13 protein-coding genes are annotated in these 12,509 nt (G+C 67.3%); 9 read left to right on the top strand and 4 right to left on the bottom strand.

Annotated features, from left to right (window positions below):
* The 8 genes from V9K99_RS04610 to V9K99_RS04575 all read left to right on the top strand — a co-directional run bounded on the left by V9K99_RS04610 (position 1) and on the right by V9K99_RS04575 (position 7,968).
* A complete protein-coding gene (locus V9K99_RS04610) occupies positions 1 to 939 on the top strand; it encodes a carbohydrate ABC transporter permease (protein WP_337000783.1) in 939 nt (312 codons plus the stop codon).
* Positions 936 to 1,763, top strand: coding sequence for a carbohydrate ABC transporter permease (locus V9K99_RS04605; RefSeq protein ID WP_337000785.1), 828 nt, complete (start codon positions 936 to 938; stop codon positions 1,761 to 1,763). Before V9K99_RS04610 ends, V9K99_RS04605 begins: the two co-directional genes overlap by 4 nt.
* A 106-nt stretch (positions 1,764 to 1,869) precedes the next feature.
* Positions 1,870 to 3,999 (top strand): family 43 glycosylhydrolase, encoded by a 2,130-nt coding sequence (locus V9K99_RS04600; protein WP_337000787.1) that lies wholly within the window; start codon positions 1,870 to 1,872, stop codon positions 3,997 to 3,999.
* Positions 4,000 to 4,087: 88 nt separating this feature from the next.
* Positions 4,088 to 4,990: a glycoside hydrolase family 43 protein gene (locus tag V9K99_RS04595; RefSeq protein WP_337000789.1), complete on the top strand. Its 903-nt coding sequence runs from the start codon at positions 4,088 to 4,090 to the stop codon at positions 4,988 to 4,990.
* Between the two features lie 246 nt (positions 4,991 to 5,236).
* Entirely contained in the window at positions 5,237 to 5,641 is a 405-nt protein-coding gene (locus tag V9K99_RS04590) for a hypothetical protein (protein WP_337000791.1), read from the top strand.
* A complete protein-coding gene (locus V9K99_RS04585) occupies positions 5,638 to 6,012 on the top strand; it encodes a helix-turn-helix domain-containing protein (protein WP_337000793.1) in 375 nt (124 codons plus the stop codon). Before V9K99_RS04590 ends, V9K99_RS04585 begins: the two co-directional genes overlap by 4 nt.
* 285 nt (positions 6,013 to 6,297) lie before the next feature.
* A complete protein-coding gene (locus V9K99_RS04580; protein WP_337000795.1) occupies positions 6,298 to 6,987 on the top strand; it encodes a hypothetical protein in 690 nt (229 codons plus the stop codon).
* 69 nt (positions 6,988 to 7,056) lie between these two features.
* Positions 7,057 to 7,968 (top strand): hypothetical protein, encoded by a 912-nt coding sequence (locus tag V9K99_RS04575; RefSeq protein WP_337000797.1) that lies wholly within the window; start codon positions 7,057 to 7,059, stop codon positions 7,966 to 7,968.
* Here the strand turns inward: V9K99_RS04575 and pdxR are convergent.
* On the bottom strand, positions 7,941 to 9,326 hold the full coding sequence (pdxR, locus tag V9K99_RS04570; protein WP_337000799.1) for a MocR-like pyridoxine biosynthesis transcription factor PdxR: 1,386 nt from the start codon (positions 9,324 to 9,326) through the stop codon (positions 7,941 to 7,943). The two genes, V9K99_RS04575 and pdxR, sit on opposite strands and share 28 nt — an antisense overlap.
* A gap of 68 nt (positions 9,327 to 9,394) precedes the next feature.
* Here pdxR and V9K99_RS04565 point away from each other — a divergent pair, with 68 nt between their 5' ends.
* Complete coding sequence (locus V9K99_RS04565; RefSeq protein WP_337322880.1) at positions 9,395 to 10,078, top strand: pyridoxamine 5'-phosphate oxidase family protein; 684 nt, start codon at positions 9,395 to 9,397, stop codon at positions 10,076 to 10,078.
* Here the strand turns inward: V9K99_RS04565 and V9K99_RS04560 are convergent.
* From V9K99_RS04560 to V9K99_RS04550, 3 genes are all read right to left on the bottom strand, one after another.
* Complete coding sequence (locus tag V9K99_RS04560; RefSeq protein WP_337000802.1) at positions 10,075 to 10,866, bottom strand: ABC transporter permease; 792 nt, start codon at positions 10,864 to 10,866, stop codon at positions 10,075 to 10,077. The genes V9K99_RS04565 and V9K99_RS04560 overlap by 4 nt on opposite strands.
* Complete coding sequence (locus V9K99_RS04555; protein WP_337000803.1) at positions 10,863 to 11,816, bottom strand: ATP-binding cassette domain-containing protein; 954 nt, start codon at positions 11,814 to 11,816, stop codon at positions 10,863 to 10,865. Before V9K99_RS04555 ends, V9K99_RS04560 begins: the two co-directional genes overlap by 4 nt.
* Before the next feature lie 146 nt (positions 11,817 to 11,962).
* Positions 11,963 to 12,487: an EXLDI protein gene (locus V9K99_RS04550; RefSeq protein ID WP_337000804.1), complete on the bottom strand. Its 525-nt coding sequence runs from the start codon at positions 12,485 to 12,487 to the stop codon at positions 11,963 to 11,965.
* Positions 12,488 to 12,509: the final 22 nt, after the last annotated feature.

Here is a 12,509-nt window from a genome sequence, read left to right as displayed (position 1 = left end):
GTGGCGGTCGACGCCGTCGCCGCGCCTCGCACCCGCGCGCGACGGGCCGCTGGCGTCGTCCGCGGGTACGGGCGGGCCACGCCGTACCTGTTCCTGGCGCCGTACCTCGTGCTGTTCCTGGTGTTCGTCATCGGGCCGGCGATCTTCGGGCTGTGGATGAGCCTGCACGACTGGGACTTCCAGTTGCCGGGCAAGCCGTTCACCGCACTGCAGAACTACAAGGACCTGTTCGACCCGTTGTCGACCACGGCCGAGCCGTTCTGGCACGGGATGCGGGCGACGGCGATCTTCACCGTCGCGTCGGTGCCGTTCCTGGTCACGTTGCCGTTGGGACTGGCGGTGCTGCTGGACCGCCGGTTCCCGGGCCGGACGTTCTTCCGGGCGGTGTACTTCGCGCCGTACGTGCTGGGTGTCGCGGTGGTCGGGCTGATGTTCCGCTACATCCTGGACACCAGCTTCGGCATTCTGAACGCGTTCCTCGGGCTGTTCGGCGTACCCGAGATCGGGTGGACGAACGACCAGCCGTGGGCGTTCGTGGCGCTGGTCGGGATGACGGTGTGGTGGACGATCGGGTTCAACGCGGTCATCTACCTGGCCGGGCTGCAGGACATCCCGGCCGAGCAGTACGAGGCGGCCGCACTCGACGGTGCCGGGACGTGGCAGCAGTTCGTGCACGTCACGATGCCGGGATTGCGGCCGGTGTTCACGTTCGTGGTGACCATCACGATCCTTGCCTCGGCCAACATGTTCGGCCAGTCCGTACTGGTCACCCAGGGTGGGCCCGGTGATACCACCGCGACCGCGCTGATGGTGATCGCGGACACCGGGTTGGCGCAGTTCCGGATGGGTCAGGCGACGGCGATGAGCTACGTGCTGGCGGCCTGCCTGGCGGTCGTGTCGCTGATCAACTTCGCGTTGCTGAGGGAGAGGAAGTCATGACGCGGCGGCCGTCGATCGGGTTCTGGGTGCTGGTCATCGCGCTGACCGTGGTGTTCGTGGTGCCGCTGTTGTGGATGCTGATCACCTCGTTCAAGACCATCGGCGAATCCCGGCAGGTGCCGCCGACCCTCGTTCCGCAGGATCCGACCGGACGTGCGTACGGCGAAGTCCTGACCACCGGTGGTCAGAACCCGGTACTGCGCTGGTTCATCAACTCGGTCGTCGCGGCGACACTGCACGCGGGGCTCGTCGTACTGGTCGCGTCGATGGCCGGGTACGCGCTGGCGCGGATGGAGTTCCGGTTCAAGAAGCCGATCTTCGCGGTGATCCTGGCGACGCTGTTCGTGCCCGGGTTCGTCTTCCTGATGCCGAACTACCTGCTGATGGACAAGCTGTCGTGGCTGGACACGTTGTGGGCGCTCGTCGTACCGGGTGCCGCCGGTGCCTTCGGGGTGTTCTTCATGCGGCAGTTCTTCCTCGCGCTGCCGCGGGAGCTCGAGGAGGTGGCGATGATCGACGGGGCGAACGCGTGGACCGTGTTCACCCGGATCATCCTGCCGAACGCCAAGCCGGCCCTCGCGACACTGACCGTGCTGTCGTTCCTGGCCAACTGGAACGACTTCATCTGGCCGCTGTACGTGCTCTTCTCGCCCGAGCGGCTGACGCTGCCGGCCGGGCTGAAGCTGCTGCAGGGCGCCTACACGACCGACTACCCGGTGATCATGACCGGCGCGACCGTCGCGTCGGTGCCGGTGCTGATCCTCTATGTGTTCGTCCAGCGGTACGTGATCGAAGGTGTCGCGCGCAGCGGCATCAAAGGTTGACATTCTTCCTAGAAGGGACCCGCCTGTGCCTTCCAGAATCATCGCTTCGGCTCTTGCTGTGGCGGCCATTGCCGCTGGCACATCAGCAGCAACTGCCGCGCCTGTGGTGACGACGACCAACGCCATCTCGTCCAGCTTTGCCGACACGTTCGCCGATCCGTCGATCATCCAGGGCCGCGACGGCTACTGGTACGCGTACGCCACCTCCGACCCATTGGTCGCAAACGGCCCGTTCGGCCTGATGCACATGGCCCGGACCAAGGACTTCAGCTCCTGGGAGTACCTCGGCACGGTCTTCGACGACCAGACCAAGCCCGCCTGGGCCGCGCCCGGCTCGTTCTTCTGGGCGCCTGACATCCGCTACTTCGACGGCAAGTACGTCATGTACTTCACCGTCACCGACACCGCGGCCAACCCCGGTGGCGATCCCGCGATCGGCGTGGCCACCGCCCCGACCCCGTCGGGACCGTGGACCGCCACCGACGGCCCGGTCGTGACCCCCAAGCCGGACGGCAACGGCGGCTACTTCGGCACCATCGACCCGGTCCTGCTCACCGCCGCCGACGGCAAGCGGTACCTGTACTACGGCGGCTTCTACGGCGGCATCTCTGTCACCGAACTGACGCCCGACGGTCTGCACGCGGTCGGCTCGCCGACCCAGGTGACGATCGGCGACCGGTATGAAGGTGCGTACGCCGTCTACCGCGACGGCTGGTACTACCTGATGGGCTCGTCGATGAACTGCTGCGCCGGCCCGACCACCGGCTACTCGGTCTTCGCCGGCCGCTCTCGCTCACCGCGTGGGCCGTTCCTCGATGCCGACGGTGCCTCGTTGAACGAGTCGCGAGTCGGCGGTACGACGGTGATCACGCAGAACGGGAACAAGTGGATCGGCCCCGGTCACCACGCGTTCATGACCGACGCGGCCGGGCAGGACCACATCGTCTACCACGCGATCGACCGCGGTACGCCGTGGCTGACCGACCCGTTCGGGATCAACCGGCGGCCGATGCTGATCGACCGGATCGACTGGATCGACGGCTGGCCGCGGACCCGGGCCGGGCTCGGTGCGTCCGAGGGCCCGGTGCCCGCGCCGACGACCGGCTCGGGGCTGGGGATCTCGTCGACCGACCCGGCCGGCGGACTGATCGGTGCTTCGGCGCAGCCTGGTGACGCGCTGGGTGGACCGACTGCTTCGATTTCCGGAGCAGCCCGGACACGGCAGTCGGCGCCGGGTGGGTCGTTGCGGGTCGAGGCCGACGTACGACTGGGGAACTCGTTCACCACGGTGCTCGGCGGTGGCGCGGTTGTCGCGTCGGTTTCGGGTGACAAGGTGACTGTTGCGGCCGGTCGTCGTACCGCTTCCGCTGCCTTGCCGGCCGACTTCGGCCGGTCGTCGTGGAACAAGTTGATCGTCCAGGTGTCTGGGTCGTCCGTGACCGCGCGGATCAACGACGCGGGTCTGGGTGACGTGTACGCCGAGGCACGTGTCGACGTACCCGGGCTGTCGTTGAAGTCGGCGCCGGTGGCGTGGCTCGGGTCGGCCGAGGTGGACAACCTGACGGTGCGGCCGGTCGCTGCGCCGGTACGACGGTTGGCCGCCGTACCGCAGCCGGGGAAGCTGCTGGCTGGGGACGACTTCTCGTCGGACCTGGGTGCGGCGTGGTCCTGGGTGCGTCCCGACGACAAGGCGGTCGTTGCTGACGGCAAGTTGTCGTGGCCGTTGGAGAACGCGGACCTGGTCGGTGGCGGGAACACCGCCGGCCTGTTGTTCCACCAGACGCCGGACCGGGACAGCTGGATCGCGGAGACCAAGCTGCACCTCGACCTCGGCGAGGGCGACATTCGCAACTACCAGCAGGCCGGGATGATCGCGTACCTGAACGACAGCGACTTCGCCCGGCTCGGGAACGTCGCGATCTGGCGGACCCGGCAGACCGAGTTCGGCCGCGAGTTGGTGGCGCGGCCGTCTGACGGGGCGACGTCGTATGGTGCGGCCGCGATCGGACGGTCGGCGCCGACGTTGTGGATGCGGCTCGCGTACCAGAAGAACGCCGCGGGCGAGCACGTGTACCGCGCGGGTACGTCGGTGGATGGGAAGAACTGGACCTGGGGAGCGTCGTGGGTGCTGCCCGCTGCGGCGCGGCTCGGGTTGTACGCCCACGGTGAGTTCACCGGTGCGGCGGTTCCTCCGGTGGCCACGTTCGACTACCTGCGGTTCTACGAGAGCAACTGAGATGAGACGCCGGCTGGGGTTGTTGCTGTTGCTGGTCTTGAGTGGCTGCAGTGACCTCAGCGGCGCCTCTTCGGAAGGAGCGACAGCGGTGGGCTTCACCAATCCGGTCTACGACCAGAACTTCGCCGACCCGCAGGTGATTGCTGTGGACAACGGCTACTTCGCCTTCGCCACGAACGGTGCGTTGGGCAACGTGCAGACGCTGAAGTCGGCGGACCTGGTGTCGTGGGAACAGGTCGGCGACGCGTTGCCGTCGCTGCCTTCATGGACGACACCGGGAAAGGTGTGGGCACCGGAGGTCGCCGTACATGCTGCTGATCGGTACGTCATGTACTACACGACGTCCGATGACGCGTCCGGGCGTCAGTGCGTCGGCGTTGCGGTGGCGTCCGAGGCTTCGGGTCCATATGTCGACAAATCGCCTAAGCCTCTGATCTGTCAGGAGGACGAGGGTGGTTCGATCGACGCGTCGCCGTTCCAGGACTCGTCCGGGAAGCGCTGGCTGTACTGGAAGAACGACGGCAACGCGATCGGCGTCGACACCTGGATCTACGTCTCCGAACTCTCCCCCGACGGCCTCACCCTCGTCGGCCCCACCCACCGCCTGATCAAGCAGGATCTCGAGTGGGAGGGCAACCTGGTCGAGGCGCCGTACATGGTGGAACGCAACGGCAAGTTCCACCTCTTCTACTCCGCCAACGCCTACGACAAGGAAACCTACGCCGTCGGCCACGCCCTCTGCGCCACCCCCACCGGCCCCTGCACCAAGACCGGCGACCCCCTCCTGGTCAGCTCACCAGACGCCGCCGGCCCAGGCCACAACATGGTCCTCTCAAAGGACAACCGCGACTGGTTCATCTACCACGCCTGGGACCCAGCCGCCGTAGGCACAGACCCACCCGGCCGAACCATGTGGCTCTCCGAACTCACCTGGAACGGTGACGCCCCCGTCGTACAACCCCCACTCCGCAACAACCCCAACCACCCGTAGATCTACCCACGCAGCGACTACGTTCGCTCCTACGCCGCTCCTCGCGCCGCTCCCACCACCCGCCCAACCCTGCGCGTGCTGTCGCCCGCTCCATCGAAAGCCCCGTGGACTCGCCGACCCCGATTGCTCAACCGACTGCGGTGACGGATGTCCTTTGAATGTAACGGTTCTCGCATACCCGTTGTTCGTCCACACCTCGGTGGATATGATTTTGAAGTCATATGTCCTGGGTGTCATAGTCGATTGATGCAGATCGACTGGCCGGCTGACTTCGGTGCTTGGCTCGATGACCTCGAGGCGCGGGTCGAGAAGGGACAGGCACATGCGAAGCAGATCCTCATCCTGGTCACCGCTGCCCTCAAGCATCTCCAGGAACTCAAGGAACCACCGACGCGTGACACGGAGACCGCGACACTTCGGTGGATTCGGCAATCGAAGCGGTATCCGCTCTGGCGGGTCTCGCATCCCTACCGGGCAGGCGTTGCCGTGCGGCTCATCTGCTGGTTTCCGCCGGAGTCCGACACTGTGGTCATCGCCTTGTTCGCCGGCGACAAGGCGCGGATCGGCGACGTCTTCTACAACTCCGTCGGCGCTCGCGCTGACGGTCTCATCGACCAGTGGAAACGAGAAGCGATGAGAGGACGGTCATGACTGGCAAGAAGTCTGAGAAGGCGACCTTTGTTCGCGGGAATGCGCGGCTCGACCAGTTACTGGCTCGGCCGGACATCGCAGCCGGCGTCGCCGAGGTGGAAGCCGAGGCGCGGGAGTTGGATCGGATCTATGCCGAGAACCTCGCCATGATCCGTCGGGCCGGTGATCTCACGCAGGTGGAAGTCGCGGAGAAGCTCGGGGTCGGCCAAGCGGTTGTCTCCCGGCTCGAGCGACGCAGCGACATGCTCCTGTCGACCCTGGCGGACTACCTGCACGCGACCGGGGCCGAACATCCTCGCATCGTGGCAGTCCTCAACGGCATGGAGGTCGAACTCGACCTCGACCAGTTCCGCGAGCCTCGCTCGGCGTAGCCGGCAACTGCCCCTCCGTGGCGGCCGCAACTTTGATGGTTTGCGGCGCATCTAGGTCTACGGGAGCACTCAGGGGTGGGAGGGGTCGTGATGCGTCGGTGGGTTGTGGGGGCGGTTGCTGGGGTGGTGGTGTTGGGCGCGGGGGTGTTTGCGCCGAGTGGGGCGGCTGGGGCTGTTAGTTGTCGGGTTTATGCGGGGGCTGTGACGGCTGAGGGTGGGCATAGTGGGGGGCCGACTTCGAATACGCCTGGGGGGACTACTGCGGGGGTGTTCGAGGCGGGGAAGGTGCGGCTTGGGACTACGTTCACCACTGATCCGAATGTGGCGGGTGCTGATATTGCGGGGTGGGTGCTGCAGGGCGACTCGTTGTACCAGCGGAACTACTCGATCGATACCGAGGGGCGGATCGATCCGGGGTGGCCGAATGAGCTGCAGCGGGTTGGTGGGGGTTGGACGAACTTCACCGCGCTGGAGGTCTCGCAGTACGAGGCTGCTGGTTCGCCTGCCCGGACTACGGCGTACGGGCTGCGGAATGACGGCACGTTGTTCCAGTGGAACGTCGTACTGAGGACGTGGAGTCGCACCGGTTCCGCCGGTGGGTTCGCGTCGGTCAAGTCGATGGCACTGATCAGCAAGACCCGCACCTACGACACCTTCCTCGCGAACACCCGGGGCGGTGCGCTCTACACGATCCGCATCCCGACCACGTCGCCGATGAAGCCGATCGTGAAGCCGGTCCGGACCAGGACCTGGCAGGGGTTCGAGAAGTTGGTTGCCAGCAAGTGCGGTCAGTACGGCACTCTGCTGCTCGGCATCGACAAGGACACCAAGACCGGTTACCTGTACGCCGTCGGGCACGCCAACGGCACGTCCACGGTGATCAACGGTCTCGGCAAGGTCCAGGGCACCTTCGCCGACGCGGTCTACCACCGCTGGGCCGCCGTACCTTCGCTCGATCCCCTCAACGGCGAGTGACGTAACTTTCTCCGCCCGGTGCGCATCTAGGTGTTTGAAAGCCTGAGAACTAGCGCACCGGGAGCGACCGTGAGACGAAGCCTGGCCATCGCAGCGACGGCCGGTCTGGCCCTCGCGGGCTTCAGCGCACCTGCGGACGCGGCCGTGGAGGGATCGGCCGCCGCCTGCAGGTTGAGTGCTGGGTCCGTCACCGCCGTCGGTGGCCACGGCACCGTCAATGTCACCGCTGGTACGCCGCCGACCGCTGAGCCGACCAGAACCACCACCGGAGTGTTCGCGCCGGGCAAGGTCCGGCTGAGCAGCACGACCACTGTCGAGCCCAACATCGCGGGCTGGGACGTCGCCGGGTGGGTGGTTCAGGGCGATGTCCTGTCCCACCTCGCGTACACGACCGATGGCTCCAATCAGCTCAACCCTGCCGATCCGGTCCGCTGGACGCGGATCGGCAGCGGCTGGACGAACTTCACCGCGTTCGAGGTCTCGCAGTACGACGAGGGCGCGGCCGGCATCGCGCGGAAAGCGGCGTACGGGCTGCGGAGCGACGGCACCCTGTTCCGGTGGAGCATCGCGGGCGGCGTCTGGCGCAGTACGGGAGCTGCGACCGGGTTCGCCTCGGTGAAGTCGATGGCGTTGATCAGCAAGACCCGGACGTACGACACGTTCCTGGCGACCACCCGGGGTGGCGCGCTGTACAGCATCCACATCCCGACCACGTCGCCGATGAAGCCGGTGGTCAGGCAGGTGCGGAGCTCCACCTGGCAGGGATTCGAGACGCTGATCGCGAGCCGGTGCGGTCAGCACGGCACCCTGCTGCTCGGCATCGACAAAGACACCAAGAGCGGCTACCTGTACGCCGTCGGCCGGATGAGCGGCACAGCCACCGTCATCAACGCCCTCGGCAAGGTCCAAACGACCTTCCCCGACCCGGTCAACTTCCGCTGGGGTGGCGTTCCTTACCTGGACCCGCTCAACGCGGACTGACGGTCGAGGACCTGGGTCAGGATGGTCAGTGCTTTGTGCAGGTCCGGGGTCGACGGGGTCGCGTAGCCGATGACCAGGCCGGGTGGGCCGGGGGTTGAGCGGCGGTAGTCGGACAGCGGTGCGATCACGACGCCGGCCGCTCGCGCGTCCGCAGCCACCTTCCGGTCGTCGACGTACTCCGGTAGCAGCAAGGTGATGTGGAGGCCCGCGTCCTGGCCGATGATCTGGCCGTACGGCGCCAGCACGGAACAGGTGTGGATACGGCGGTCGGCGTACAGGCGGCGGCCGCGGCGGACGGCCTGGTCGAGGTAGCCGTCACGGAGCATCGCGAGCAGGGCGGCCTGCATCGGCCAGCCCGGCCAGTCGCCCGACTCGGCGCGGAAGGTGGCAAGCCGATCGACCATGGTGTCGGCGGCGACCAGCCAGCCGAGCCGGAGTGACGGACTGAGGGTCTTCGACAGCGTGCCGAGGTGGACGACCCGGTCCAGGTCCAGTTGCGCGAGGGCGGGCAGCGGCGCGACGTCGTACCGGAACTCGCTGTCGTAGTCGTCCTCGATCAGCATCGCCCCGGTCCGGCGCGCCCACCGGATCAGTTCGTTGCGCCGGGCAACCGGCAGTCGGCCGCCGAGTGGGTACTGGTGCGACGGCGTGACGTAGGCGGCCGGTACGTCGGTCAGCTCGGACACCCGCAGGCCGTCCTCGTCCACCGGTACGTCGACGATCTCGAGCCGATGGTCACGGGCGGCCACGACCGCGTTCAGGTACCCCGGGTCCTCGATCGCGATCCGGTCGCCCGGTTGCATCGTGACCGCGAGCAGCAGTCGGAGGCCGTGGACCGTGCCGTTGGTGATGAGGAGGTTCTCCGGTCCGCACGCGATCCCGCGGACCCGGCCGACGTGCTCGGCGAGTGCCTCCCGGAGCGCGGGCAGTCCGGCCGCGTCGTCGTACCCACGTGGTGGCGACTGCGCTGACACCTCACGCCAGGCCCGCCGCCAACCGGGGTCTGGCGTCGGGCCGATGTACGGGATGCCGGGTCTGAGCGTGAGGAGGTCGGCGGCCGGATCCGGCTTAGGTGCGGGACTCCGTCGTACGGCGGGCTGCAGTGGTACGACGTCCGTCACGAAGGTCCCGGCGCCGGTGCGTCCCAGGATCCACCCTTCGGCGTGGAGCTGGTCGTACGCCGCCTGCGCCACGGACCGCGAGACCGCGAGATCCTTGGCCAGATCCCGGGTGGACGGGAGCCGGTGGCCGGCCTGGAGCCGCCCGTCTCGGATCGCGGCCCGGAACTGCTCGGCCAACTGCAGGTGCAGCGGCAGCCCGGCGGCACGATCAAGGATCAGCGGCAGCGAACTCTGCACGAATGGACTACCTGATTCGGTCGGGAATGGACCGTGCCAGCATGCCACTGATCCCGGAACCTGGTGACATGACCATCACCGCGCCGCTCTCGCCGACCGACCGGACATCCCTGCGCCGTTCGAAGGAACGCGCCGCCACCGACCGCCAGGCCCTGTACGACGTACTGCTCGACGGCATGTTCTGCCACCTGGGTGTCGTCGTCGATGGCGATCCGCTCGTGCTGCCCACGGCGTACGGCGTGGACCTCGACCGTGGACCGGACGGCACGCTCTACCTCCACGGCTCGGTTGCCGCCCGCAGCGTGGTCGCGGCACCGGAGCAGACGATCTGCGTGACCATCACCCACACCGACGGCCTGGTGCTGGCCCGGTCGGCCTTCCACCACTCGGTCAACTACCGCTCGGCGGTCATCTTCGGCGTACCCCGGCTGGTGACGGACCTGGACGAGAAGCTCCACGGGCTCAACCGCATCGTCGACCACCTGGTCCCCGGCAGATCCACCGCCGTACGCCCACCGAACCGCAAGGAACTGGCCAAGACATCGGTCCTCGCACTCTCCCTGACCGAAGCCTCGGTCAAGACCCGCTCCGGACCCGCCAACGACGAGGAGCAGGATCTCGACCTGCCCTACTGGACTGGTGTGATCCCGCTCCACGTCATCGCCGGCGAGCCGGAGAACAACCCCGACTGCGACCTACTGGTCCCCGCTCACGTGCGCACCCGTGCGAACCTCCTGGGCGCACCGTCTTAGGCAACCGTGCCCTTGTTGTAGCTCTTCTGGGCCCAGAAGTAGCCGACCACCGCGATGGCGAGGCACCACGCCAGGGCGAGCCAGCCGTCACCGTTGTCCATCGGCGCTCCCAGCAGCAGGTGGCGCAGGGTGTTGATGATCGGGGTGAACGGCTGGTACTCGGCGAACCAGCGGATGCCGCTCGGCATCGACTCCAGCGGGATGAAGGTGTTGCTCAGGAAGGGCAGCAGCAAGCTGATCGGCAGGACGACGTTGCTCGCGCCCTCCGGCGTCTTGCTGGTCAGCCCCAGGGCGATCGCGAACCAGGTCAGGGCGATGGTCAGCGCGACCATCAACCCGGCCGCCAGCAGCCAGTCGCCCAGCGAAGCGTTCGGGCGGAACCCGATCAGGATGGCGAAGCCGATCACCAGGGCCAGGCTGACGACCGTCAGGATCACGTTGCCCAGCACGTGCCCGGTCAGCACGGCCGGCCGGAAGATCGCCATCGTCCGGAACCGGGCCACGATGCCCTCGGTCACGTCCATGCAGGCGGCGACCGCGGGTGACATTGTCCCGGAAGCGATCGACATCAGCAGGATGCCCGGGGTGAGGAAGTCGATGTAGTCGAAGCCGTTGCCGCCACCGAGGCCGGCCGAGAAGGTGTCGCCGAAGACCAGGCCGAACAGCAGGATCATGACGACCGGCATCCCGAGGGCGCCGAGTGACAGGCCGGGGTAGCGCAGGGCGTGCCGCAGGTTGCGGCGCAGCATGGTGGCGGTGTCGGCCATCGGGTAGGAAACGGTACTCATTTGCTCGTCACTTTCTCGTCGTCGTTGGCGGTGGGCTGACCGGTGACGGCGAAGAACACGTCATCCAGGTCTGGGGTGTGGACGGTCAGTTCGTCCACTTCGAGGGAGGCGTCGTCGATCCGGGCCAGCAGAGCGCGCAGCGTGTGCACACTGCCGTCACTCGGCACCTGCAGGACCAGCGCGTCCTCGTCGCGGGACGCGGACGGCAGCACCTGGCCGGCGAGCGCGAACTCCTCCGGTGCGGTGAACCGCAGCCGGATGTGTCCGCCCGGCACCAGCCGCTTCAGCTGCTCAGGGGTGCCCTGGGCAACCAGTTTTCCGTGATCCAGTACGGCGATCTGGTCAGCGAGCTGATCCGCTTCCTCCAGGTACTGCGTGGTGAGGAGGACGGTGACGCCGTCGGCGACCAACTGCCGGATCAGCTGCCACATGTTGTGCCGGCTGCGCGGGTCGAGACCGGTGGTTGGCTCGTCCAGGAAGATGATCCGCGGGCTGCCGACCAGGGTCATGGCCAGGTCGATGCGGCGCTTCATGCCGCCCGAGTACGTCATCGCCAGCTTCTGGCCGGCCTCGACCAGGTCGAACTGCCCGAGCAGCTCGTCCGCCCGGCGCCGGCCCTCCCGGCGGCCGAGGTGGTGCAGATCGGCCATCATGATCAGGTTCTCCCGGCCGGTGAGCAGGCCGTCGACCGCGGAGAACTGGCCGGTGACGCCGATCGCGGCGCGCACCTCCTCCGGGTGCTGGTGCAGGTCGTGGCCGGCCACCCGGATCTCGCCGGCGTCGGCGGCGATCAGGGTGGACAGGATCTGGACCGCGGTGGTCTTGCCGGCGCCGTTCGGGCCGAGCAGGGAAAAGATGGTGCCTTCGGCAACGTTCAGGTCGATACCGTCGAGCACGACCTTGTCGCCGTACGACTTGTGCAGACCGCGCACGTCGATTGCAGATGACATGAGGGTTCCTTGGGTGATTTTGGGCAGGGTGAACCTGGCCCAGGTGGCCTGAAGGGTGTTCGGGGAGAGATGTGGGCGTGCTGATCCGGCCGAGCCGCCAGGCGCGGTCGGTGGATCAGAGCTGTTCGGTTAGCGGTGCTGGCGGATCAGATGTCGAGGTCCTCCACGGCCGGCTGATTGGCGGCTTCCTCGACGAGCTCGTAGAGGTCCTCCGGGATCAGGTCGCGCAGTTCCTGGACCGTGTCCACGACCTGCAGGGTGGCCTCACCCTGCGCCATGCTCCAGGACTGGTCGGAGCTCCAGTTGCCGATCCAGCTGCGCCAGCCGGTGAGGTACTCCTCGTCGCTGGCGCCCTGGATGAACTGGTTGCGGCGGTCCGCGTGCAGAACGAACTTCCCGGTGCGGCTGCGGTAGATCTTGAACGCTTCGTACCCGTTCTTGCTGGATCGGCCGCCTTCGGCGAGCAGCACGCCGGAGAACCGCTGCTTGCGGCCGGCGCCCCGGCCCACCCGCACGGTGATCTCGTCGTACCCCTCGAGCCGGCCTTCCTCCAGTTCGACGTACTTGCGCAGCGCGATGGAGATCGCCGAGGACAGGTTCCCGGCGAGTTCCTGCGCCTTCTTGTACAGCGGCAGGTCGTCGTCCGACACGTAGATCGTCTTGTTGGGCATCTCGTCTCTCCTCCTATGCGTA

Source organism: Kribbella sp. CCNWLW201 (assembly GCF_037203805.1).
In the GTDB taxonomy this organism is placed as follows: Bacteria; Actinomycetota; Actinomycetes; order Propionibacteriales; family Kribbellaceae; genus Kribbella.
Note: the sequence above shows the minus strand (reverse complement) of the source record. Positions and strands in the feature narration are given on the sequence as shown.